The sequence below is a fragment of the Hydrocarboniclastica marina genome, assembly GCF_004851605.1.
In the GTDB taxonomy this organism is placed as follows: domain Bacteria; phylum Pseudomonadota; class Gammaproteobacteria; order Pseudomonadales; family Oleiphilaceae; genus Hydrocarboniclastica; species Hydrocarboniclastica marina.
This window is the reverse complement of the sequence record NZ_CP031093.1, coordinates 1,408,839-1,432,352: the sequence shown is the minus strand read 5'-3', so window position 1 is coordinate 1,432,352 and position 23,514 is coordinate 1,408,839. Positions and strand designations below refer to the sequence as shown.

General features: G+C 56.8%; 21 protein-coding genes. 7 read left to right on the top strand and 14 right to left on the bottom strand.

What is annotated here, in order from left to right:
- Nucleotides 1-139 precede the first annotated feature (139 nt).
- The 5 genes from soil367_RS06345 to soil367_RS06325 all read left to right on the top strand — a co-directional run bounded on the left by soil367_RS06345 (nt 140) and on the right by soil367_RS06325 (nt 4,635).
- Nucleotides 140-1,114 (top strand): zinc ABC transporter substrate-binding protein, encoded by a 975-nt coding sequence (locus tag soil367_RS06345; protein WP_136547998.1) that lies wholly within the window; start codon nt 140-142, stop codon nt 1,112-1,114.
- Between the two features lie 117 nt (nt 1,115-1,231).
- Entirely contained in the window at nt 1,232-2,317 is a 1,086-nt protein-coding gene (gene dusA, locus soil367_RS06340) for a tRNA dihydrouridine(20/20a) synthase DusA (RefSeq protein ID WP_136547996.1), read from the top strand.
- A gap of 83 nt (nt 2,318-2,400) precedes the next feature.
- Entirely contained in the window at nt 2,401-3,366 is a 966-nt protein-coding gene (gene tal / locus soil367_RS06335; protein WP_136547994.1) for a transaldolase, read from the top strand.
- A gap of 3 nt (nt 3,367-3,369) precedes the next feature.
- A complete protein-coding gene (locus tag soil367_RS06330) occupies nt 3,370-3,831 on the top strand; it encodes a tellurite resistance TerB family protein (RefSeq protein ID WP_136547992.1) in 462 nt (153 codons plus the stop codon).
- Between the two features lie 39 nt (nt 3,832-3,870).
- A complete protein-coding gene (locus soil367_RS06325; RefSeq protein WP_136547990.1) occupies nt 3,871-4,635 on the top strand; it encodes a glycerophosphodiester phosphodiesterase in 765 nt (254 codons plus the stop codon).
- 104 nt (nt 4,636-4,739) lie between these two features.
- Here the strand turns inward: soil367_RS06325 and sthA are convergent, their stop codons facing one another.
- The 9 genes from sthA to soil367_RS06280 form a co-directional block, all read right to left on the bottom strand.
- A complete protein-coding gene (gene sthA, locus soil367_RS06320) occupies nt 4,740-6,134 on the bottom strand; it encodes a Si-specific NAD(P)(+) transhydrogenase (protein WP_136547988.1) in 1,395 nt (464 codons plus the stop codon).
- Nucleotides 6,135-6,192: 58 nt separating this feature from the next.
- On the bottom strand, nt 6,193-6,417 hold the full coding sequence (gene nqrM, locus soil367_RS06315) for a (Na+)-NQR maturation NqrM (protein ID WP_136547986.1): 225 nt from the start codon (nt 6,415-6,417) through the stop codon (nt 6,193-6,195).
- Between the two features lie 161 nt (nt 6,418-6,578).
- Nucleotides 6,579-7,805, bottom strand: a complete 1,227-nt coding sequence (gene nqrF, locus soil367_RS06310; RefSeq protein WP_136547984.1) for an NADH:ubiquinone reductase (Na(+)-transporting) subunit F — start codon at nt 7,803-7,805, stop codon at nt 6,579-6,581.
- A 26-nt stretch (nt 7,806-7,831) separates the two neighbouring features.
- Entirely contained in the window at nt 7,832-8,440 is a 609-nt protein-coding gene (gene nqrE / locus soil367_RS06305) for an NADH:ubiquinone reductase (Na(+)-transporting) subunit E (protein WP_136547982.1), read from the bottom strand.
- The gene (locus soil367_RS06300) at nt 8,441-9,106 is read right to left on the bottom strand and encodes an NADH:ubiquinone reductase (Na(+)-transporting) subunit D (RefSeq protein WP_136547981.1); all 666 of its coding nucleotides are present in this window, start codon (nt 9,104-9,106) and stop codon (nt 8,441-8,443) included.
- Nucleotides 9,107-9,109: 3 nt separating this feature from the next.
- A complete protein-coding gene (locus tag soil367_RS06295; protein ID WP_136547979.1) occupies nt 9,110-9,913 on the bottom strand; it encodes a Na(+)-translocating NADH-quinone reductase subunit C in 804 nt (267 codons plus the stop codon).
- Nucleotides 9,906-11,105: an NADH:ubiquinone reductase (Na(+)-transporting) subunit B gene (locus tag soil367_RS06290; protein ID WP_136547977.1), complete on the bottom strand. Its 1,200-nt coding sequence runs from the start codon at nt 11,103-11,105 to the stop codon at nt 9,906-9,908. The genes soil367_RS06295 and soil367_RS06290 overlap by 8 nt, the downstream gene beginning before the upstream one ends.
- 2 nt (nt 11,106-11,107) lie before the next feature.
- Nucleotides 11,108-12,457: a Na(+)-translocating NADH-quinone reductase subunit A gene (locus tag soil367_RS06285; protein WP_136547975.1), complete on the bottom strand. Its 1,350-nt coding sequence runs from the start codon at nt 12,455-12,457 to the stop codon at nt 11,108-11,110.
- Between the two features lie 405 nt (nt 12,458-12,862).
- On the bottom strand, nt 12,863-14,359 hold the full coding sequence (locus soil367_RS06280; protein ID WP_136547973.1) for a glyceraldehyde-3-phosphate dehydrogenase: 1,497 nt from the start codon (nt 14,357-14,359) through the stop codon (nt 12,863-12,865).
- Between the two features lie 281 nt (nt 14,360-14,640).
- Here soil367_RS06280 and mfd point away from each other — a divergent pair, with 281 nt between their 5' ends.
- A complete protein-coding gene (gene mfd, locus soil367_RS06275; RefSeq protein ID WP_136547971.1) occupies nt 14,641-18,126 on the top strand; it encodes a transcription-repair coupling factor in 3,486 nt (1,161 codons plus the stop codon).
- Nucleotides 18,041-19,072, top strand: coding sequence for a CsiV family protein (locus tag soil367_RS06270; RefSeq protein ID WP_136547970.1), 1,032 nt, complete (start codon nt 18,041-18,043; stop codon nt 19,070-19,072). The genes mfd and soil367_RS06270 overlap by 86 nt, the downstream gene beginning before the upstream one ends.
- Before the next feature lie 37 nt (nt 19,073-19,109).
- Here soil367_RS06270 and soil367_RS06265 read toward each other — a convergent pair whose 3' ends face one another.
- The 5 genes from soil367_RS06265 to soil367_RS06245 all read right to left on the bottom strand — a co-directional run bounded on the left by soil367_RS06265 (nt 19,110) and on the right by soil367_RS06245 (nt 23,363).
- Nucleotides 19,110-19,865, bottom strand: a complete 756-nt coding sequence (locus tag soil367_RS06265; protein WP_136547968.1) for an S-methyl-5'-thioinosine phosphorylase — start codon at nt 19,863-19,865, stop codon at nt 19,110-19,112.
- Nucleotides 19,866-19,942: 77 nt separating this feature from the next.
- The gene (nagZ, locus tag soil367_RS06260; protein ID WP_136550542.1) at nt 19,943-20,959 is read right to left on the bottom strand and encodes a beta-N-acetylhexosaminidase; all 1,017 of its coding nucleotides are present in this window, start codon (nt 20,957-20,959) and stop codon (nt 19,943-19,945) included.
- An 87-nt stretch (nt 20,960-21,046) separates the two neighbouring features.
- The gene (locus soil367_RS06255) at nt 21,047-21,550 is read right to left on the bottom strand and encodes a L,D-transpeptidase (RefSeq protein WP_246065559.1); all 504 of its coding nucleotides are present in this window, start codon (nt 21,548-21,550) and stop codon (nt 21,047-21,049) included.
- Nucleotides 21,551-21,671: 121 nt separating this feature from the next.
- On the bottom strand, nt 21,672-22,364 hold the full coding sequence (locus tag soil367_RS06250) for a TetR/AcrR family transcriptional regulator (protein WP_136547966.1): 693 nt from the start codon (nt 22,362-22,364) through the stop codon (nt 21,672-21,674).
- 54 nt (nt 22,365-22,418) lie between these two features.
- Complete coding sequence (locus soil367_RS06245; protein ID WP_136547963.1) at nt 22,419-23,363, bottom strand: hypothetical protein; 945 nt, start codon at nt 23,361-23,363, stop codon at nt 22,419-22,421.
- Between the last annotated feature and the right edge of the window lie 151 nt (nt 23,364-23,514).

The window sequence follows — 23,514 nt, the reverse complement described above, 5'->3', positions numbered from 1 at the left end:
GCCTGAGAAAGCGCGGATTGTACCATGGGGCCTCGACGGCAGCTCACCGGACAATATGCAGACCGGCCTGGACCTATAGGATGAGATTACGTAACATTATAACATTACCAATAGCACTAACATCATCCAGGACCTATTCATGTCGCCTCTGAAAACGGCTCTGCGCCGTCTGCTCATTGCTGTTCCACTATTCGCTATCTTTGCCAATCTGCCAGCTCAGGCGGACGAGAAACCCAGGGTTGTCGTAAGCATCCAACCCCTGGCACTGCTGGTCTCAGAGGTAGCTGGAGACATGGTTGAGCTGTCTACACTGGTTGAGAGCGGCCAGAGCCCTCACAGCTTCCAGCTTCGACCGTCGGGCCGACGCAGTCTGGCCGAGGCTGACCTGATCGTCTGGGTTGGCCCGAGTCTTGAGCTTTTTCTGCAGAAGCTGATGAGCCAGGAAGCTCTTCGCAACAAAGCGCTCGCGCTCGGACCGAATCCTGACGCGGACGTAGTCGCGAGCCCGGATGAACATGACCATGGGCCTGTTGCCGAGTTGGGTGAAGGTATTCATGAAGAGCCCGGTCACGGTCATGGTCATGCCCACGATGAAGGCTCAGAGGACCCGCATATTTGGCTCGATCCGGTGTTCGCGCTGTCAATGGCACAGTCGATAGCGGCCACACTGAAACAAAGCACAGGTATCGACAAGGCACAGGTAGATCGCAATCTTGAGGCGTTCGAGTCGCGTTTGGACAAGGTGGATCGGAAAATTCGGCAGCGCTTTGCGAATGCGCGCCCCGTTTCTATTTTTACTTACCATGAAGCCTTCGGCAGGTTCGCTGAACACTATGGACTGGACATAGCGGGCAGTCTGACATTCAGTCCGGAAGTACAGCCTGGAGTGCAGCGGCTGAGCCGAGTCCTGGAGCGTCTCCGTAGCGCAGAGTCGCCCTGTATTCTTACAGAGCCCCAATTCGACCGGCAATGGTGGCGCAGCGTCACTGATGGTATTGACGTTACCATCAGCAGCTGGGACCCGCTTGCGACAGGCATAGCGGCTGAGTCCGGCGGTTATACACAGTTTCTTGAAGGCCTGGCAGACGCGGCGCTTCGCTGCAGCGCCGCGTAGTCACGGGCTGATTTAAACCTTGGATTCGGGCTACAATTGGGTGTCAGCGCTAAAGGCATTCCATAGCGGGATGATGTAGCGCTCGCGTCATTCAAAAAGGGCAAGAATAGGCATTTAATGGACGAATTCAGCAGTACGCTGACGTCACTGGAAAGGACGTTAACGCCGACCACAAGCGAACCGGCTCCGGTCTACCGCTTCAGTGTCGCGCCCATGATGGACTGGACTACCCCCGAGTACCGCCAGTTCGCCCGACTGCTGACACGCCGGGCGCTGCTCTATACCGAGATGATCACCACTGGCGCCCTGCTTTACGGCGATCGTGATCGGTTTCTGCGATTTGGCCATGAGGAGCACCCCATAGCGTTGCAACTCGGCGGCAGCGACCCCGGAGAGTTGGCCCAATGTGCAGCCTTCGCCGAGGCTGCCGGTTATGACGAGGTGAATCTCAACGTCGGCTGTCCCAGCGATCGGGTTCAGAACAACCGCATCGGCGCATGTCTGATGGCTGAGCCCGCAACTGTAGCCGACGCGGTCCAAGCCATGCGCGACCGCGTAAGCGTGCCCGTTACGGTCAAGCACCGGATTGGTATCGATGGGCGGGAGTCATATCAACAGCTCTGTGATTTTGTCGGTACCGTAGCCCAGGCTGGATGCGAGCGCTTTATCGTCCATGCCCGCATTGCAGTGCTCGAAGGCCTTAGCCCGAAACAGAATCGTGAGGTACCACCGCTCAAGTACGAGTGGGTTAGCAGGCTGAAGCAGGACTTTCCGCATCTCGCGGTTATCCTGAACGGCGGTCTGAAGGAGCTGGAAATCTGTCAGGATTTTCTGGAGGATCTGGACGGCGTCATGGTCGGCCGGGAAGCCTACCAGAACCCATGGATTCTCTCGCAGGTCGACCCTCTGTTCTATGGTAAGCCTTCCCCAGCCCGGGACAGGCACCAGGTAATTGAGGAACTTATGCCTTATGTCGAGCGCCATGTCAGTGCTGGGCAACCGTTGAACCACATAACCCGTCATATCCTTGGCCTGTTCCATGGTCAGCCGGGTGGCCGCCAGTTCCGCCGCCACCTCAGTGAGAACGCTCATAAATCGGGAGCCGATCAGGGCGTGCTGGCAGCAGCTCTGGCCCGGGTATCGCGTCACAGTGATCTAAAAACAGGCCTCGAGCCGCAAACCCAAACGGTAACGGCTCAGTAAACCATTGTTCCGCCAGAAGCCCCGCGTTATCGTCATCCCAGGCACTGCCGAATGATCCACTACTCGAAGGAACGGATGTAGTCATGACCAACAAACTCGAACAACTCAAGGCGATGACCACCGTCGTCGCCGACACGGGTGACCTGGACGCAATCCGCGCCTGGCAGCCGCAGGATGCGACAACGAATCCATCGCTTTTACTCAAGGCAACCCAGTTTGAGAGCTACCGCGAGATGGTCAATGAAGCGGTCAACTGGGCCAAAAGCCAGGGGGGCAATAACCGGGAGTTGATCGAGAACGCAACTGATCGGCTGGCGGTTATTGCCGGCTCGCGGATTCTTGAGCATATTCCGGGCCTGGTCTCGACCGAAGTTGACGCAAGGCTCTCCTTTGATACTGCAGCAACAGTGGCGCGTGCTCGTCGATTGTTAAGGCACTACGCCGACCTCGGCGTGGACACGAGCCGGGTACTGATCAAGATCGCCGCGACCTGGGAAGGCATTCAGGCGGCGCGTGAACTGGAACAGGAAGGCGTCCACTGCAACCTTACGCTGTTGTTCAGCTTCCCTCAGGCAGTCGCCTGTGCGGATGCCGGCGTCTATCTGATTTCGCCGTTCGTCGGCCGCATTCTTGACTGGCATCTTGCACAGACCGGAGAGACATCAATCGCCGCTGAGAAAGACCCCGGCGTAATCTCGGTAGCCCGTATCTTCTCGTATCTGAAGTATTACGGCTATCGAACCATCGTGATGGGTGCCAGCTTTCGCAATAAAGGCGAAATAGAAGCTCTGGCGGGTTGCGACCGGCTAACTATCAGTCCCGCACTCCTGCAGGAGCTCTCGGAGGACGAAGGCGAGCTGCCGCGCCGGCTGAACCCGGAGGACGTCTATTGCGAAGAGCCTCGAACGCCCTTGAGCGAAAACCGTTTTCGCTGGCTGATGAACGACGACCCCATGGCAACAGAAAAGCTGGCGGATGGCATCCGGCGTTTTGCTGCGGATCAAATCACACTGGAGGAGCGTCTCGTAGAGATTGCCAAGGCGTCCTGACACATGCTGAATCAAATCAAACGTTTTCTCGAAAGCAACCTCCAGCCCGGCTCGTCGGAGGAGACACCAGCCGACCGGGAACATCGCCTGGCGCTGGCAGCGACCGCGCTTATGCTCCAGATCGCGGCTATTGACCACGATGAAGACGAGCGCGAAATCGCAACGATTGTCGAAGCCGCTGGCACACTGACCACGTTCACGGCAGACGAACGTGAGGCACTCCTGGCACTTGCACGGGAGCGTGTGGACGACGCCACTTCGCTTTACGAATTCACGGGAGTCATCAACGAACTCTGTGCGCATAACGAGCGGATGGATATCGTTGAACAGCTCTGGCGCGTCGCCTTGGCGGATCAGCACGTGGATCGGTACGAGGAGCACCTTATCCGACGGATCGCCGAGCTCTTTCACCTGAGCCCCTCGGAATTCGTCCAGTGCAGGCACAAAGCGAAGGGTCAGCTATAATCCTATTAGTCATGCTATCTTTTTGACCAGGAGTATCCAATGCTGATCTACGGGCACCGTGGCGCTAAAGGTGAGGCCCCGGAGAACACGCTTGCAGGCTTCGAGCATGCTTATCGTCATGGCGTGCGGCGCTTCGAGATGGACATACAGCTGTCCGCGGACGGGGTGCCCGTGGTGGTGCACGACCTGACCGTTGACAGGACCACGGAAAAGCAAGGGAAAATCGCCAGCTTCAGTGCTGCCGAGCTTGACCAGATGGACGCACGCCGCGGCGGCCCGCCCTGGCGCACGCCAGTAGGAATTCCCAGGCTCGATGCCGTGTTTGAGAGCTGCCCAGCCTTTGAACACATGCAACTGGAAGTAAAAACCGATAGCTGGCAGCGCCTTAATTCACTCTGTAACCGACTGGTCGAGCTGGTCCAACAGCGACGCTGGCAGAGCCGTATCATACTGACCTCAAGCGATGAACGTTTCCTGCAGGCAGTCAAGCGAAGGGATGCCCAGATTCGCATCGGGCTGGTTGCCGAGAGGCGCTACCCCAACCCTGTCAAAACCGCGACGTCGCTCGGATGCGATTACCTATGCCTGCGCTGGACCCTCTGCAAAGCTGAAACGGTACTGGCAGCTCATAACCAGGGCTTACATGTCTCAGCCTGGACGGTTAATCGTATTCACGACATGCTGGAGCTGGAGGCTCAGGGAGTCGATAGCATCATTACGGACTACCCGACAAGCACCCGTACCTACTTCGAAAGCAGGACCCAGATCGGGCCCTTGACGCTGACAGGAGCAGAGCAGCACTAGCGCCCGGCGATGTGCCCTCTCACCTTGGCTCACCTCACCCGACTGGAGTTACCTGCTACGCTGGGAGTGACCCAGGCGCATGGCGCCAGGATCAGGCGTCGACGCTAGAAGATTCGGTTTAGTCCATTGAGCGCTGCCACGCGGTAAGCTTCGGCCATGGTTGGGTAGTTGAAAGTGGTGTTTATGAAGTAGTTCAAGGTATTGGCTTCGCCGCCCTGGTTCATAATGGCCTGGCCGATATGAACAATTTCAGCTGCCTGGTCCCCGAAGCAGTGAATGCCGAGAATCTCACGGCTTTCCCGGTGAAATAACACTTTCAGCATCCCCACCTCGTCCCCGGTGATCTGAGCGCGAGCAAGGTCTTTGAAAAAAGCCTGCCCCACTTCATAAGGCACCTTTGCGTCCGTCAGCTCTTTCTCCGTCTTTCCCACAGAACTGATTTCGGGAATGGTATAGATACCGGTGGGAACATCCGCTATATACCTGAAGTATTGGTCACCGTTGACGTCAGAGGCAGCCGAGCGGCCCTGGTCATAGGCCGCACTGGCGAGACTTGGCCAACCGATAACGTCTCCCACCGCATAAATATCCGGAACTTCCGTCTTGTAGTGCTCATCCACCTGCAGCTGACCCCTGGAGTTCACTTCCAGGCCGACGTTCTCCAGGCCGAGACGTTCAGTATTGCCGCTTCGTCCATTACACCAGAGAAACGCATCAGCCCGGAGCTTCTTGCCCGACTGCAGACTGACCACCACCCCATGGTCATCCCCGTCCACTGACTCGTACTGCTCATTGTGCCGGACCAGCACGCCGTTATTCCTGAGGTGATAGCTAAGCGCATCTGAAATTTCATCATCAAGAAAAGTGAGAAGCCGGCTGCCTGGATTGATCAGATCCACTTTAACGCCCAAACCGGCGAAAATGGACGCGTACTCGGAGCCGATAACGCCCGCACCGTAAATGATCAGTGTCCGCGGCGTATGCGACAGCTTGAGGATGGTGTCGCTGTTGTAAATACGGTGATGGCGGAAGTTGACGTCTGGCGGGAGATAGGGCCGGGAGCCTGTCGCCACAACGATCGTTTTGGCCCGCAACACCTCGTTGGCTCGTGTGCCGCCCCGAATTTCGATGCGATTTTTGTCAAGGAAGTAAGCAGAGCCATTGAAGAGGTCAACCCGGTTTCGGGCATAGAACTGCGTGCGCAACTTGACCTGTTTGGCCATCACCTTTTCGGCATGCTGAAGTACGCGCGGAAACGAAAACCATCGCGGCTCGCCTATATCGCGGAACATCGAGTTGGTGTTAAAGGTGATGATCTGCTTGACGGAGTGCCGCAGCGCTTTCGAGGGTATGGTACCCCAGTGCGTGCAATTACCTCCGACGGTCTGCTTGTCTTCGATCGTTGCGACCCGGCAGCCGTTTTTGGTCGCGTTCATGGCAGCGCCTTCGCCAGCAGGGCCAGCCCCGATAACGACTACATCATAATGGTGCTCTGCCATAGACCCTGAATCTCCGCTGATTAACTACTGAAGCACAAGGCCCACCATCTGGCGCGATCTAGGGGCGTTCTTTGCCTTGGGCAGACGCGTCATAGGCCAGGTCGGCTGATGACTCCTCACATTTCTGGGGGTTACCGCCGCAGATCTCACACTCGCCCTTGTTGCCCATATTGTTCAGCCCCCCGCACGTTCCAGCGATCGGCTTGCGGCCAAATATAACCCCAACGGCCATTGCAGCCATTAGGCAGAGCACAAGGCCCAGCGCGAGCAAGAATGTACCCATAACTCACCTCCAGCGGTGGGAAAATCCACTTTGTCCGTGCGATAGCATAACATAGGTCGCGCCGACCGGCGGCTTGCCAGGTCTGCTAGAACCAGGAGGGGCCTTGGCTGTACAGCCTTGTCATATCGGCCAGACTGTACAGCCAGGAACTGGGCTGATGATCAGCCGCCGAAGTCGTCCAGAAGGATGTTTTCATCCTCAACGCCGAGGTCTTTCAGCATCTTGATACAGGACGCGTTCATCATGGGCGGCCCACACATGTAGTATTCGACGTCTTCCGGTGCGTCGTGATCCCGCAGGTAGTGCTCGTACAGCACGTTGTGTATGAACCCGGTATAGCCGGTCCAGTTATCTTCTTCTAACGGATCTGACAGAGCGACGTGCCATTCGAAGTTGTCGTTTTCCTCGGCCAGGGTATCAAAGTCCTCGACATAGAACATTTCCCGGCGGCTACGAGCGCCGTACCAGAAACTGATCTTCCGCTTCGAGCTCAGCCGCTTAAGCTGATCGAACAGGTGAGCCCGCATTGGCGCCATACCGGCACCACCGCCGATAAAGACCATCTCTGCGTCTGTATCTCTGGCAAAGAACTCACCAAAGGGTCCATAGACAGTGATTTTATCGCCAGGCTTTAGGCCGAAAACATAGGATGACATCTGTCCGGGCGGATGATCGGTACCCGGAGGCGGTGTCGCAATACGGATATTGAACTTCAGTACGCCACGTTCATCGGGATAGTTTGCCATTGAGTACGCACGAATCACCGGCTCTTTGACGACAGACTTGAAGCGCCAGAGATCGTGTTTGTCCCAGTCTTCCCGGAACCGTTCGTGGATATCAAAGTCCTTGAAGTTCTGCTCGTAGGGCGGGGTCTCCAACTGCACATAGCCGCCTGCCCGGAAGTCCACAACTTCCCCTTCCGGGAGTTCCAGCACCAGTTCTTTGATGAACGTAGCAACGTTATCGTTGGATTTGACCGTGCACTCCCATTTTTTCACGCCGAAGACTTCTTCCGGAACCTCCACTTTCATGTCCTGCTTAACCGGGACCTGGCAGGAGAGGCGCCACCCTTCCCTTTCCTCGCGGGGCGTGAAGTGTGTCTTTTCGGTCGGAACCATTGCGCCGCCGCCTTCGAGCACCCGGCATTTGCACTGGGCGCAGGTACCGCCACCGCCGCACGCAGACGACAGGAAAATGCCGTTATTGGCCAGTGTGCCCAGGAGCTTGCCACCTGCTGAAGTGGTCACTGAATGGTCAGGGTCGTCATTGACTTCAATCGTAACGTCACCCGTGCTCACAAGCCTGGACCGGGCCGCCAGGATGATCGCGACGAGTGACAGCACGATCACCGTGAACATCACAACGCCTAGGATAATTTCTGTATTCATGCATTGATCCTATTGTTGACTGCCCGTTAGAGGGAGATGCCCGAGAATGACATGAAACCCAATGACATCAGGCCAACGGTGATAAAAGTGATACCAAGGCCGCGCAGGCCAGCAGGAACGTCACTGTATTTCAGCCGCTCCCGTATACCTGCAAGTGCGATGATCGCGAGTGCCCAGCCAACCCCGGCACCAAAGCCGAAGGCGACGCTCTCGCCAAAGGTATAGTCACGCTCGACCATGAAAAGCGCCGCGCCAAGAATGGCGCAATTCACGGTTATCAGTGGCAGGAATACGCCAAGCGCTGCGTAAAGGGCAGGTACGTACTTGTCGAGCACCATCTCCATGATCTGAACGATAGCGGCGATAACGCCGATATAGGTCAGTAGGCCCAGGAAACTCAGATCAACATCAGGCAGGCCGGCCCAGTCCAGGGCGCCCTCTCGCAATACCGTATTGAATATCAGGTTGTTAACAGGAACGGTGATGGTCAATACCACAATTACCGCGATGCCCAGCCCCATCGCTGCTTCCATCTTCTTCGAGATAGCGATGAACGTGCACATGCCCAGAAAGAAAGCCAAGGCCATATTCTCAACGAAAATGGCTTGGATCATCAGGCTCAGATAGTGCTCCATTTAGAACACCTCCTGTGGCTTGTGCGCAGCCATCTTGTAGTCCTGTTCTTCGATCTGCTGAGGCTTCCAGGTCCGTAGCCCCCAGATAAAGAGACCAATCAGGAAGAATGCGCTCGGCGGCAATAGCATAAGACCATTAGGGTTATACCAGCCCCCATCGTTGACCAGTGGCATCAGTTGGATGCCCGCCAGACTGCCGGATCCCAGAAACTCGCGACAAGTGGCAATAGCGATCAGCATAACGCTGTAACCCAGACCATTACCTATGCCGTCCAGGAAGCTCAGCACCGGCCCGTTTTGCATGGCAAAACCTTCAGCTCGCCCCATCACGATACAGTTGGTGATGATCAGTCCAACGAAGACGGAAAGCTGCTTACTCATCTCGTAGGCGTAAGCCTTGAGAAACTGATCCACGACGATAACCAGGGAGGCGATAATGGTCATTTGCACGATGATCCGGATACTGCCCGGGATCTGGGTGCGAATCAGCGAAACCCCGAGACTGGAGAACGCGGTGACCGCGGTCACCGCGGCGCACATGACCAGCGTTACGCTAAGGCTACTGGTTACGGCCAGGGCCGAGCAGATCCCGAGAATCTGCAAGCCGATCGGGTTGTTGTTGAAGATGGGATCAAACAGTACGTTACTGGCTTTTAAATCGGCCATGTCCTAAACCTCCCCTTGGCGCAGCTTGGACAGGTATTCGGCAAAACCGTATTCCCCCATCCAGAACTGCAGCAGATTAGTCACACCACGGCTCGTCAGGGTCGCCCCAGCCAGCCCGTCTACCTTGTGTTCGCGGTCGGCGGTATCCGGCCCGACACTTCCCTTGATCAATTGTATTTCCGGCTCGCCCATGTCTTCGCCGTAAACTTCCTTACCCGGCCATTTTGCGCGCCAAACCGGGTTATCTACTTCACCGCCGAGCCCTGGCGTTTCAGCGTGATCGTAGAATGTCAGGCCGGCGATTGTGTTGGCGTCTCCTTCGAGCGCTATGAACCCGTACAGGGTCGACCAGAGTCCGTAACCGTGAACAGGCAGAACGATGCGCTGAATCTCGCCCTCTTCGCGGTAGATATATACCTTGCCGACCTTGGCCCGGCGCTTGATGTCGGCCTGGTCTTGCGGGCCCGTCAGGTTGATCGACTTCTCGGGATCACTTGAAGCTTCATACTGATCGTACCGCATTGGATCCTGAACGCCGACCTCTGCCGGTTCCACGTACTCGCCTGTAGAAAAATCAACCAGACGTACGTCGAACAACTTGAACTTCTTTTCAATTTCTTCAGCGCTTGCGCCTGAATCAAGCAGACCGGCTGCAGCCAGAATATTTGATTTCATGTCAAGGTTGCGATTCTCGATCTGCACCGGTTTCAGAATAACCGCTGCGGTCGACACCACAACCGAAAAGACAAAGCTCAGTACCAGCGCCACCAAAATGGTGCGGCCGATGGTCTCGTTTTTGTTAGCCACGTGCGAGCCTCCGTTTGATATTGGCCTGCACGACCAGATGATCTATAAAAGGCGCAAACAGGTTGGCAAACAGGATGGCCAACATTGTGCCTTCCGGAAACGCGGGGTTCACAACACGTATCAGCATGATCATCACGCCTACCAGAATACCGAAGACCCATTTGCCGGTATTGGTCATTGAGGCCGAGACCGGGTCGGTGGCCATGAACATCATGCCGAAAGCCAACCCACCTATAACGAGGTGCCAATGCGCGGGTACGCCGAACATCGGGTTCGTGTCAGAACCGACCAGGTTGAACATCAACGACATCGCGAAAACGCCGATCAGCACCCCGCCAACTATGCGATAGGACGCGATCTTCATGATTAGCAGCACGGCGCCGCCGATCAGAATCGCCAAAGCTGAGGTTTCCGCAATCGAGCCCTGCATGAAGCCGAAAAAGGCGTCGAGCCAGGTCAGTTGAGCCTGTAACCCTTCAATCCCGTCGGCTGCTGCCACGCTCAGGGCTGTGGCGCCGGTGAAGCCATCTACAGCTGTCCATACGCTATCGCCGGACCACTGGGCCGGATAGGCGAAAAACAGAAAAGCGCGGCCGGCCAAGGCTGGATTCAGGAAATTTTTGCCGGTTCCGCCGAAGATCTCTTTCGCGATAACAACACCGAACGTGATCCCCAGCGCTACCTGCCAAAGCGGGACCGTTGGCGGGCAGATCAAGGCAAAAAGGATGGAGGTAACAAAAAAGCCTTCATTAACCTCGTGCTTGCGGACCATGGCGAAGAGCACTTCCCAGAAGCCACCAACGACGAAGGTCACCAGATACACGGGTACGAAGTAGACCGCACCATAGATAAAATTATCCCAGAGGCTGGCGGGATCATTTCCGGCCATGGCGGCGATCAGTGCAGAGCGCCACCCTTCGCTCATGGAAACGCCTTCAGCCGCAAGCACAGAGTTGGCCTGGTAGCCGATATTCCACATACCGAAGAACATAGCCGGAAATACGCACAACCAGACGGTGATCATGATCCGCTTGAGATCAACCCCGTCACGGACATGGGCGGTCGTCGCCGTTACCTTGCCCGGGGTGTAGAAAATGGTATCGACTGCCTCGTACAAGGCATACCATTTCTCATACTTGCCACCTTTTTCAAAGTGGGGTTCCAGTTTGTCGAGATACTGTCGAATTGCCATGTTTAGCCCTCAACCTCAATCCGCGTCAGATTCTGCCTGAGGATCGGACCGTATTCATATTTGCCCGGGCAGACGAATGTGCACAAAGCCAGATCTTCCTCGTCGAGCTCCAGCGCACCCAGCTTTTGGGCCATCTCGGTATCGCCAACAATCAGCGATCTCAGCAACGGCGTGGGCAGGATATCGAGAGGCATGACTTCTTCATAAAGCCCTACCGGCACCATGGCTCTTTCGCTGCCGTTGGTAGTGGTGTTCATGTCGAAAGGCTTGCGCCGGAAAAGACGGGAAATGTAGATATTCAAACGCGAGAACTTATCGCTACCCGGCGTGATCCAGCCCATAAACTCGCGCTTGTGACCCTCTTCGAGAATCGTGATCTGGTTGCTGTATCGCCCCAGATAGGCAATTGGGCCGGCAGCTGTGCGCCCCCCGAATACCGAGCCTGAAATCATACGCAACACCGGGCCGCTGTTCGCTTCGCCCTCGAGCAGCTGATCCAGACTCGCGCCCACACGAGTGCGCACCAGCCGGGGCTTTACTGCCTGCGGCCCGGTAATGGCGACCACGCGTTCTGCTGGCACCTCCCCGGTGAGAAACAGTTTGGCAATCGCAATCACGTCCTGGTAGCCAACGTGCCAGACCGTTTTAGTGCCACTGGCCGGGTCCAGATTGTGGATATGAGTGCCTACGTTGCCTGCCGGGTGCGGTCCGCTGAAAGAGTGCTGCTCAACGGCTTTGTTCTCTGGCAACGGCAACTTTGCATCGGGACCCGAACAGACGAATACCTTGCCGGTAGTCAGCTTGGTCAGTACCTGCAAGCCGACCGTAAACGCTTCCGGCTCTTCCGCCACGATAACTTCCGGGTCAGCCGCCAGCGGATTGGTATCCATAACCGGCACGAAGATCGAGTGCGGGACGCTATTGATGGCCGGAACTTTGCTATAGGGCCGCGTTCTCAAGAGTGTCCAAAGGCCAGACTTGACCAGGTTATCGACCACCTGCTGGCGCTCCACAGAATCGAGTTGCGCCACTGTGTAGCTTGGGAAAGTTTCTACTTCCTCGTTCTGATCAATCTCTATCACAACCGACTGGAAGACGCGTCTGTCACCCCGATTTATTGCTTTTACCGTACCGCCTGCGGGCGAGGTGTATTGCACTCCCTCTGTTTTTTTATCGACGAATAGCAGTGAGCCGCGTTTTACCCGATCGCCCTCGCGCACCATCATCGTCGGTTTCATACCAACGTAGTCGAAACCTACCAGCGCGACTTCCGATACTGCCCGGCCCGCGCTGATGGTCTGCTCCGGGGCACCACTAATCGGAAGATCCAGGCCTTTTTTGATCTTGATCATTAACCCTGCCCAGTCATCAGAACTGTAAATTGGAGTTTGCGCCTGTCAGCGCCCGCAACGATCCGGAACATTGCCGATTTCGGAAAAGGCAGAAACCAGACTTTGCGCCTGGCGGGGCATCCGAACGGTGCAGGTGAGGAACCAGCACACCTAAAAGCTCGCCAATTATAGAGACTAAGGTTATGACTTTCCACCGCCCTCGGGCCCAGAGACCACCTAAAGGGAGATCGCCTGACATTGGCCGGACCGGTTTATTTCAGGAAGGCTTTGAGCCCGGTCAGGCGCAACAAAATGCAATTTCCGCCAGGAGCGCTTTCATCTTTGCTAAACACAACAAAAAGCCCCCAGGCCTGGAACGGCGATGAGGGCTCTGGTCTTGCTCAAACCGACTTGCGACAGGTGAAATCAGTAGTTGGAAGAAACCTCGCTGAGCCCGCCCCGGGCCGGCACGACCGGATAAGTGACCCCGGCCATCTGGTTGATGATGCGCACCAACTGCGCGCTATAGCCAGCTTCGTTGTCGTACCAGACGTAGAGGATCAGCCTTTTACCGTTGGCAATGGTGGCCTGAGCATCGACGATTCCCGCGTGCCGCGACCCGACGAAGTCTGAAGACACCACCTCGGGCGAATTCACAAAATCGATCTGCCGTTGCAATTCAGAGTGCAGGGCCACATCCCGCAGGAAATCATTGACACCCTCGACGTCAACCGAGCTCTTCAGGTTGAGATTCAGTATAGCCATGGACACATTGGGCGTGGGCACGCGGATCGCGCTTCCTGACAGCTTGTCCTTCAATTCAGGCAGCGCTTTCGCCACCGCCTTCGCGGCACCGGTTTCGGTAAGCACCATGTTCAGCGGCGCACTACGCCCCCGGCGGCTACCTTTGTGATAGTTGTCGATAAGGTTCTGGTCGTTGGTGTAGGCGTGTACAGTTTCCACGTGCCCATCTTCGATCCCGTATTTATCATTGATAACCTTCAGGACCGGTGTTATTGCGTTCGTGGTACAGGAAGCGGCTGAAAGAATTTTGTCATCGGTAGTTATGGTGTTGTGGTTAATACCGTAAACGATATTCTTGATATCACCCTTGCCCGGCGCCGTAAGCAGTACCCGGCTGACACCCTTGGACTTCAGGTGCAGACTGAGCCCTTCTTCGTCCCGCCACTTGCCGGTGTTATCAATGACGATAGCGTTGTCTATGCCATACTGGGTGTAGTCGACTTTATCTGGCCCGTCGGAATAGATAACCTTGATGTAATTGCCGTTTGCAATGATCGCACTGCTCTCTTCATCACAGGTTATTGCGCCCCGGAACGGCCCATGAACGGAATCCCGACGCAGCAGGCTGGCCCGCTTTTCGAGATCGTTCTCAGCACCACCATTACGAACCACGATCGCACGGAGACGAAGGTTGTTACCGCCTCCGGCTTTCTCGATCAGAATGCGAGCAAGATAGCGACCAATACGACCGAACCCATAAAGCACAATATCTTTGGTATCCGATTCCCTGCTGCTTGCTTCTTCTGCGTCATACTTGTCAACGACCTGAGCTACTTCACGACGAAGAAACTCTTCAACGCTTTCTGAACCAGCATTCAGCTTATAGCTGACGGCAAGTTTACCGATATCAATATGCGCACGCCCGAGATTCAGCCGGTCCAGCGTCTCCAGAATGGGAAACGTATCCTGAACACTCAACTCGTTGCTCTCAATCTGACGCACGAACCTATGAGCCTTGAGCAACCCGATCACTGACTGATTAATGATTGCGCGACCATAAATCGAAGTCACAACGTTATTCTGGCGATAGAGGCGTCCGATCAGCGGAATCATCGCTTCAGCCATGGCTTCACGTTCTTTCCAGTCCGCAAAATACTCATTCGTCTGTTTCTGGCTCACCGCGTTAGACCTCTTAGCTACATGAATCGGTGTCAGGGCGGACGCAGCATTCGCTTGAGCGCCGTTCCCTGGGACGGAAATGGGCGGCTATTATCCAATTTCCGCCGTCGCATCGCAAACGCAGCACCTGTGGGTGTCCGCGACAGTGCCAGCCCCCTTTGAATATCTCCCGATTCATGACACCTCTGGACCGGCCCGGTACAATGCCGTCCCGGCGTGGCACAGCTTTTCCGGATAGCCGAGCCGATGCCCAGCCTGAATACGCGAGTAGAGGTCAATCCATGACATCCCTGTTCCTCGACAGTCTTCCCGTGCCGAACAAGCCGGGAGACCACCGGCACTGGGCCGGTGCCAGCGACGGCTCCGCCGCCCTGGTTATAGCCGAGGCGGCGCTTGATTACCCAGGCCTTACCCTGGTCGTCGCCGCTACGACGGGTGAAGCACTCCGCCTTGAGCAGGAACTGCAGTTCTACCTGGAGGGGCGCATTGAGCTATTGCCCCTACCCGATTGGGAGACACTCCCCTACGATATTTTCTCGCCCCATGAAGATATTGTTTCGCAGCGCATACGAACCCTGAACCGCCTGCCCCACGTCGAGCGCGGCATCCTTGTTGTGCCAGTGCGTACTTTGATGCAGCGCCTGGCCCCCGTGTCTTTTGCAGAGGGCAACACACTTGTTCTGCAGGTCGGGCAGAAACTGGACGTAGATACCTGGCGGCTCAGGCTGGATGCCGCGGGCTACCGCTATGCCGAGAATGTCTACGAACATGGTGAGTACGCGGTACGCGGCTCGATCATTGATATTTTTCCAATGGGCGCGGACCTGCCCTATCGCATCGATTTGTTCGACAATGAAGTTGAAACACTACGCACATTTGATCCGGACACCCAGCGCTCCCGCGACCGTACTGAACAGATTGAGCTGCTACCGGCCCACGAGTTCCCGTGGCATCCGGAGGCCCGTTCGGCCTTTCGCAACCGCTGGTTCGAGAAATTCCCCCATGCGCCACGGGAAGCTGCGGTCTATCAGGATGTAGCCGCTGGGATCAGACCGCTAGGCATTGAGTACTATCTGCCGCTGTTTTTCGATCAGCCCATGGCGACGCTGTTCGATTACCTCCCGGGTGCGACGTTGGTGTTTACGCCCCCGCGCCTCGAAGCGGATATCGACCATATAGAGGCAGAAATTCAGGCCCGCTATGAGGATCGGCGGCATGACCGACTGCGCCCCCTGTTACCACCACGCGACCTCTTTCTCGCCAAGGAAGAATGTTTTCGGTCTTTAAAAGCCTTCCCTCGGATAACTGCTCTGGACTCTGAGAGTGCCTCGCCCAATGCTCTTGATCTTCCTTTCAAGCCCTTGCCTGAGATCGCGTTTGATGGCCGCGCTACGGATCCCGCCCGTAAACTCAACCGCTTTCTGGACACCTTTTCAGGCCGCGTACTCTTCACAGCAGAGACCACCGGGCGGCGAGAGGCACTGGTGGAACAGCTTCGCGAATACGACATCAGAATTGAGGAACTCGAAGGCTGGACGGCTTTTCTCAAGAGCGATGCTCGTTACGGACTGACCGTTGCCAGTCTTGAGGGCGGCACAGTGCTCGAAAATATGGAGCTCGCGGTAATACCCGAAGCCGTGCTTTTTGGCCAAAGGGTAATGCAGCGCCGGCGGCGGGACAAAGGACGCGAAAATAGCGAAGCTGCGTTCCGTAACCTTTCCGAGCTACGGATTGGCTCGCCAGTAGTCCATATTGACCACGGCGTCGGTCGTTATACCGGTCTGACCACCATCGAGCTGGAAGGCCAGGTGAACGAATTCGTCACGCTCGAGTACGCTGACAAAGCCAAACTCTACCTGCCTGTCGCCAGCCTTCACCTGATCTCCCGTTACAGCGGATCGGACGATGCCACCGCGCCACTGCATAAGCTGGGCAGCGATCGCTGGTCCCAGGCGAAAGCCAAGGCACTGGAAAAAATTCGCGATACGGCCGCTGAGCTGCTTGATGTCTATGCGCGCCGGGATGCACGCCCGGGTTACGCCTTCGAATCACCGGGCGAAGCATACCGGCATTTCAGTGCCGGGTTTCCGTTTGAGGAGACGCCCGACCAGCAGATGGCGATCGACGCGGTCATGTCCGATATGAGCCTGCCCAAACCCATGGACCGACTGGTTTGCGGCGATGTCGGCTTTGGTAAGACCGAGGTCGCGATGCGCGCCGCGTTCGTGGCTACCCATGCCGGGAGGCAGGTAGCGGTACTTGTGCCGACAACGCTCCTGGCACAGCAGCACTATGAGTCCTTCCGCGACCGTTTCTCCGACACCCCGGTTCAGGTCGAGCTACTCAGCCGCTTTCGTAGCAGCAAACAGCAAAGCACGACCATCTCGCGTATAGCCGAGGGCAAGGTGGACATTGTCATCGGCACCCACAAGCTGCTTCAGGGCGACATCATATTCAAGGACCTGGGTCTGGCCATCATTGATGAAGAGCATCGCTTTGGGGTGAATCAGAAAGAAAAGCTGAAAGCGCTCCGGGCAGAAGTGGACATCCTCACCCTGACCGCGACGCCTATTCCGCGCACCCTGAATATGGCCATGGGCCACCTGCGGGACTTGTCGATAATCGCTACCCCGCCTGCACGCCGGCTTTCGGTAAAGACCTTTATCCACCAGCGCGATCCCGCTCTGATCAAGGAAGCCGTCCTGCGTGAAATTCTCCGGGGTGGACAGGTCTACGTCCTTCACAACGACGTCGCCAGTATAGAAAAGGTCGCAGACGAGCTTACCAAGCTTGTGCCTGAAGCGAGAGTGGCCGTTGCCCATGGCCAGATGCGGGAGCGCAACCTGGAAGAGGTGATGACTGACTTCTATCACAAGCGCTTCAATGTGCTCGTGTGTACGACCATCATCGAAACCGGCATCGACATTCCCAGCGCCAACACAATCATTATCGAACGGGCGGACAAGTTCGGCCTGGCTCAGCTGCATCAGCTCAGGGGCCGCGTTGGTCGATCGCATCATCAGGCGTACGCTTATCTTTTGACCCCTGAAGACCGCAAACTCACTCCCGACGCGGAGAAGCGCCTTGAAGCGATCGCTGCCGCCCAGGATCTTGGCGCGGGCTTCATGCTTGCAACCCATGACCTTGAAATTCGGGGAGCTGGGGAGCTCTTAGGCGCCGAACAGAGCGGCCAGATCGAGACGATCGGCTTCTCGTTGTACATGGAGCTTCTGGAGGAGGCTGTTGCGGCAATACGTGAAGGCAGGACGCCCAATGCCGAGCTGCCACTTCAGCACGGGACCGAAATCAATTTGCGTATCCCGGCACTGATTCCCGATGACTACCTCCCCGATGTCCACAATCGGCTGATCCTTTATAAACGCCTCGCCAGCGTAAAGTCCTCCGAAGCCTTGCGGGAGCTGCAGGTCGAAATGATCGATCGTTTTGGATTGCTGCCCGAACCGGCAAAGAACCTCATCCGACAGACTGAACTACGCTTGGCCGCAGAGTCACTGGGCGTGATCAAGGTGGACGCGGGTGGAGAATGGGGCCGGCTCGACTTCGCCAGCCATACACAAATTGACCCTTTCACGCTGGTACAGCTCGTCCAGCGGGAACCGCAGAACTTCAAACTGGAAAACGGCAACCAGCTGCGTTTTCGGCTGAAGCGCACCGATACCGATGGTAAACTCCAGGGAGTCGAAACACTCCTCAGTACGTTGGCGCGGAGCGTTCCCGCCTCAAAGTCGAACCCACAGCCCAGATAGGGGCGCCGGCTACCTGAACGGTCGGCCCAAGAAGGAATTCAAGCGAGTGGTTGCACTATCCAGAATCAGTATGCGGCTAGCCGGTGCTCGACACAGTCTGATTAGCCGAACTGTGTCCCTGTTCGGGCGAAGTAGTCGAGTTTTAGCGCTTGGGCTAATCCTGATTCCCTGCATGCTCGCCGCGCAGGAAGAATCAGGCGAGCCTGCAACCAAAGATCGCTACCGCGTCGAACTGCTGTTTTTCACGCCGCGCAGCGCACCTGACCGGGAATATCTCGACAACACTTACGCCCCAGCAACGTTTATAGGGGCGGAGATGCTTCACGGTGAGAAGCCCTTACCCAGACAGGAGGGTCCCGCTGTCGCTGGTCCAGCCCAGGGAGACATGACGGATGATGGGACTCAGCCCGTTGCTCAGAGCCCGGTCTCTGACTTCAGTCGTACTCTGCTCCCCCAGAGCGAGCTACATCTGGCTCAGGCCAGAAACAGGCTACGCAACAGCGGCCGGTACGACGTAAAGTTTCTGGTCGGGTGGGAAGAAGCGTTCCCGCCCGGGCATCAGACCCCTCCCCTACTGGTCAGGGTGGGCGAGACGAAGAACGGCTATGCCGATATCGAGGGCACCATCCAGATAGAGCGCCAGCGCTACCTTCATGTTAACGCTCAGCTTTATGATCTCGACCTGGCTGCGATGCAGACTGAACAAAGCCCACAAGCTGATTCAGCTCAGGCTAAAGCAAACCAGTTACTGTTAGAGATTTCCGAAAATGAAGCACTGGATCTGCTTTTACTGGATGCACAGACAGCCCCGGATGAGAACACTGAACCGTCCGCACCGCCGGTAGTAAGCGTCATGCGTGAGACTCGCCGAATGCGCAGTGAGAAGCTGCATTTTCTTGACGCGCCGACCATGGGATTGTTGGTGTATTTCCATCCCCTCGACTGAACGATCGCCCCAAAAACACGGACGGCCGGGCACGCAACTAGCCCAAGGTGGCCTCAAGATAGGCGCTAATGGTGGACCTGACATCGCCCATACCGCTTTCTATGGCAGCGCCGATTTCCGCCATCGTGATGATACCCTCGGTCTTACCCGCAGCCCAGTTTACTGACAACGCAAGACAGCCGTAGCGAAGCTGAAGCTCCGCTGCCAATGCGGCTTCGGGCATTCCAGTCATGCCCACCAGATCACAGCCGTCCCGCTCCAAACGCCGGATTTCAGCCGCAGTTTCCAGCCTTGGTCCCTGGGTGCAACCGTACACACCCCCGTCTTTAACCGGAATCCCTCGGCTGAGAGCGGCGTCGACCAGGCCCCGCCGCACCTCACGATCGTAAGGCTCAGTAAGGTCTACGTGGGTAACGTGCTCCAGAGCGTCACCCTCAAAGAACGTATGCCCTCTGCCATAGGTGTAGTCGATCAACTGGTCCGGCACGATCAGCCTCGCCGGCCCAGTTTCAGCAGAAATGCCGCCGACTGCATTGACCGCAAGAACCTGCTCGACACCTGCCTCGCGCAGCGCCCAGAGGTTGGCGCGATAGTTTACCTGGTGCGGCGGTTTCGTGTGGGGGTTGCCGTGGCGGGCGAGGAAGACAATGCGAGAGCGGCCGAACTGGCCAAATAACAACGGTGCCGAGGGCTCCCCCCAAGGCGTGGGATACTTTTTCTCTTCCGATAACCGGAGCCCTTCGAGTTCGGTTAATCCTGTTCCGCCGATAATGGCAATTCTGGCCTGACTCATCTTGTAGAGATTCCCCAGCCCGCCGGGCTGTATTAGAAGTTACTGAAAAAGCGAAAGCTTACGGTGAAAGCAGGCCCTCAGGCTGCACCACCCAGCGTCGCCAAGCGCTGCTGAACAGCCTGGTAGCGCTCAGTACGGGTGCGTTGCCACGCCTCCTCAGCGGAGCACCGCCGCGCAAGCGATGCCAGCGCTGTGCTCCTGGATGGCGCTGAGTCAGGTTCGGCCTGTAGCCACTTGAGGACCTCGCGTGCGGCGTCGGGGTCATTGCAGACCAGGACCATGTCGCAGCCTGCGTCCAGGGCTGCGCGGGCACGAGCCGAGGGTGTTCCTGCAATTCCGGCCGCGGCCATACTCAGATCATCGCTGAAAATCACGCCAGCGAACCCCAACTGCCTACGAACAATCTGCTGCAACCAGACCCGAGAGAAACCAGCCGGACAGGAATCAACGTCTGGATAAATCACATGGGCGGGCATGAGCCCCCGAAGCTCCTTGTTACACAATGCCTCGAACGGGCGAATGTCGGTCTGCATCAGCTCTGACAGCGAACGTTCATCAACCGGCATTTCAGTATGGCTATCGCCCCGCACGAAGCCGTGCCCCGGAAAATGTTTACCAACCGAGGCCATGCCTGCTTCCGCCATGCCTTGGGCCAGAGATCCGGCTAGTACCGATACAGCGTCAGGATCGCGGTGAAAAGCGCGATCGCCTATCACCGTAGTATCGTGGTAGTCCAGATCAAGCACTGGCGTGAAGCTGAAGTCAATCTCGAAACGTAGGAGCTCGGTCGCCAGCAGCCAACCGCAATCTGAAGCCAGCCTTCTGGCTGCTGTCGGCTCGCGATCGTACAACGTCCCAAGTGCCCTCATAGGGGGCAGACGCGTGAAGCCCTGGCGAAACCGCTGAACCCGACCGCCTTCTTGGTCGACCGCTATAAGCAGGTCGGGCCGTACCTCCCTCACTGATTTAGTCAGCCGCGACAATTGGTCGCAGTCGGAGTAATTCCGAGCGAAAAGTATAAGGCCGCCGACTTGAGGGGCTGACAGGAGGTCTGCTTCGTCGTGGCTCAGTTCAAGCCCGGCGAGGTCGAGCATGAGGTTTCCGACCAATTTTCGATCTCCAGTTTGTATCCGGGTTCTCTTTGTCCGGGTGCTCTAAAGGAAAAAGGAGTGTCTACAGACTCAATCAATCGCAACAGGAAGGCCAGCAGTGACGAATCCAAAAAGCTGATCGATGTCACGGTTCCGCATGCGAATACAGCCATGGGATCGGGGCACCCCCATAGGCTCGGTATCGGGTGTGCCGTGAATGTATATGAAGCGGCGCATTGAGTCGACTGTCCCGCCGCGGTTGAAACCAGGCTCCTCACCGCACAACCAGAGAATGCGCGTCAGTATCCAGTCCCGATTGGGGTTGCTGATGGCTAGCTCGGGAGTCCAGATTTCTCCGGTCGGACGGCGCCCGACAAAAACCGCACCTAAAGGCAGATCCTTACCGATCAGAGCTCTGATGCGGTGCTTGCCCCTGGGTGTCCCGAACGAGCCATTGGCTTCGGCGGGCCCGTTCAGGGCAGTTGAGATCCGGTAGCAAAGCGAGGGCGTACCCTGCCGGAAAACGGTCATCACTTGCGCCTGAAGATCAATCACTAGTGCGGATGCCGCGTCGACGGCCTTCACTTCGCTCACGGTATCTGTGCTCCGGCGGTACCTGCCCTGCAGCAAGGGGTTGCGACGTTGGTCAGAGTCTGGCGGCTGAGGAAAGCGTTTGCAATATCGGCCCTATGGGCAGCCGCGGCGGAGATCAGGTTCAGGAAGGGATAGCGCCGGCGAATGACCTGCCCTTCGGAATAGCGGTTCCGTCCAGAGTACGAGCCTTCATACCCGCCGCGAGAAACGGCACAAGCCGCGCCACGATTTCCTCGACCGGCGTCTCGACGCCTAGCTTGTTCTCCAGAATATCGCCCAATGCCTCACTGCTGGACATGGTGAAGGCTGTGGCGCCGATCATGAACTGGATTCGCCAGTAACGTTCTACCGGCCCCAATTCAGGTGTAGCTTCCTTGAGCAACCGCATGAAGCGACCGAAAGTTTTGCTGTACTCCGCTTCGAGAAACTTTCGCAGATGCCCCTGGGACTGTGTGTAGGCGAGTCCCAGCAGCCGCATGAAGATAGAGATGCCCTCATCGTAACGACCTGCCTGACTTCTCACCGCGGTTTCTGTAAGCGCTCTCAGCAGAGGCTCAAGTCCTTCGTTACCGACGTTACCCCCGGCCTCAAGCTGATCGAAAGCCAGTTCCAGTGAGTTGCAGAAAGGGGTGAGGAACCGAGCGAACACTGCATGAATAAGCGCGTTCTTCGAGCCGAAATGATAGTTGACCGCGGCCAGGTTAACCTTGGCTTTGCTGGTAATCATTCTCAACGAAGTTTCAGAAAAGCCCCGATCCGCGAACAGGGACTCGGCTGCGTCCAGAATGCGCTCTACGGTTTCCGACTGTGCCATGGGCCTCACCCTACCAAACATATGTTTGAAACATACGTTTGAAACGAAAGGCTGTCAAGAATACTGAGATGAGGCATCAATCTCAGCGCTGGCGGGCTCCCATCCCCGTTCACGTGCCTCTTGCTGGGCCTCAAGGTAGCTGTGATGCATTGCCTCATAAGCCCGTTCAGCTTCCAGAACGAACATAAGATAGAGCCTGACATGAGCGCGGGTACGGATGTGGCTTAGAAGGGTATTGTCCTGAGAGTAGTTGAAAAGATTCTGGAAGCGGGCCTGTCGCAATGCTGGGTTATACTCCCCCAGAGCTTGGCATTGCCATGCCAAGCCCGCCGGGCCCTCAAGATACTGTATGTGCTGGCGGGCACGTTTGAGGATTTGCCGGCGCTGCAACAGAAGCTCGCGATAGCTGGGGCGCTGGATGATGAGTCGGCGGAAATCCGGCACTAGTAGAAACCCCAGTAACGTCATGGCCCCGAAAGCGGCGCCCCCTGTCCACGCAGGGATGAAACTACCCAGTCCTGCCAGAAAAAGGGCTGCCATTATGCTCATAATGAACAACCACTGGTCCCTGCGACGTCGCGCCTGCACGAGCCTAAAATTCTCGGGCCACTCGGCCATTGCCAAGATGTGAAAATCGAGAAGTTTAACGCCTGAGCAGTCTTTGAGCAGCGCTTTGCGCCGGCGCTGGTGCATCTCAAAGTACGCCCGGTCGGGCACATTTTCTTCGACAATCGCTTCGGGTTCAGCTGGGGTTTCGTCTTCGGTTTGTGTGGTCGGGGCCGCAGCTGATTTTTCTCTATCCTCTTCGCCGGTTGGCGCAGGCTGTACTTCCGAAACAGCAGGCTCAGACCTGGCCAAGCCCTCATTCGCAAGACGAACATTCTCATCTGCCTCGGACGGGGTCAGAGACGCTTTCGCCGACGGGTCGCGGCCCGGGTGCACCCGCGGCTGGGGCCAGGCCTTGCGCGTCGCGGTCGATGACCGGTTACCGTTTTCCACTGTAGTCGCCTTGGTTGGGAGGAGTCAGCGCAAGATCTCGAAAACGCTTCAGCATCGTGTGGAGCAGATCCGCATGAGGTCAGCTGCTGGCCTTACTGATACTATAGCTCTAAATTAGTTATCGACCTGTTTGCCGCCGACTTGAGCGAAC

Excerpts from the sequence above, each read along its gene's own strand:
- soil367_RS06345 (WP_136547998.1), top strand. The coding sequence starts at position 140 with ATGTCGCCTCTGAAAACGGCTCTGCGCCGTCTGCTCATTGCTGTTCCA.
- dusA (WP_136547996.1), top strand. The coding sequence starts at position 1,232 with ATGGACGAATTCAGCAGTACGCTGACGTCACTGGAAAGGACGTTAACG.
- tal (WP_136547994.1), top strand. The coding sequence starts at position 2,401 with ATGACCAACAAACTCGAACAACTCAAGGCGATGACCACCGTCGTCGCC.
- soil367_RS06330 (WP_136547992.1), top strand. The coding sequence starts at position 3,370 with ATGCTGAATCAAATCAAACGTTTTCTCGAAAGCAACCTCCAGCCCGGC.
- soil367_RS06325 (WP_136547990.1), top strand. The coding sequence starts at position 3,871 with ATGCTGATCTACGGGCACCGTGGCGCTAAAGGTGAGGCCCCGGAGAAC.
- sthA (WP_136547988.1), bottom strand. The coding sequence starts at position 6,134 with ATGGCAGAGCACCATTATGATGTAGTCGTTATCGGGGCTGGCCCTGCT.
- nqrM (WP_136547986.1), bottom strand. The coding sequence starts at position 6,417 with ATGGGTACATTCTTGCTCGCGCTGGGCCTTGTGCTCTGCCTAATGGCT.
- nqrF (WP_136547984.1), bottom strand. The coding sequence starts at position 7,805 with ATGAATACAGAAATTATCCTAGGCGTTGTGATGTTCACGGTGATCGTG.
- nqrE (WP_136547982.1), bottom strand. The coding sequence starts at position 8,440 with ATGGAGCACTATCTGAGCCTGATGATCCAAGCCATTTTCGTTGAGAAT.
- soil367_RS06300 (WP_136547981.1), bottom strand. The coding sequence starts at position 9,106 with ATGGCCGATTTAAAAGCCAGTAACGTACTGTTTGATCCCATCTTCAAC.
- soil367_RS06290 (WP_136547977.1), bottom strand. The coding sequence starts at position 11,105 with ATGGCAATTCGACAGTATCTCGACAAACTGGAACCCCACTTTGAAAAA.
- soil367_RS06285 (WP_136547975.1), bottom strand. The coding sequence starts at position 12,457 with ATGATCAAGATCAAAAAAGGCCTGGATCTTCCGATTAGTGGTGCCCCG.
- mfd (WP_136547971.1), top strand. The coding sequence starts at position 14,641 with ATGACATCCCTGTTCCTCGACAGTCTTCCCGTGCCGAACAAGCCGGGA.
- soil367_RS06270 (WP_136547970.1), top strand. The coding sequence starts at position 18,041 with ATGGTAAACTCCAGGGAGTCGAAACACTCCTCAGTACGTTGGCGCGGA.
- soil367_RS06265 (WP_136547968.1), bottom strand. The coding sequence starts at position 19,865 with ATGAGTCAGGCCAGAATTGCCATTATCGGCGGAACAGGATTAACCGAA.
- nagZ (WP_136550542.1), bottom strand. The coding sequence starts at position 20,959 with ATGCTCGACCTCGCCGGGCTTGAACTGAGCCACGACGAAGCAGACCTC.
- soil367_RS06250 (WP_136547966.1), bottom strand. The coding sequence starts at position 22,364 with ATGGCACAGTCGGAAACCGTAGAGCGCATTCTGGACGCAGCCGAGTCC.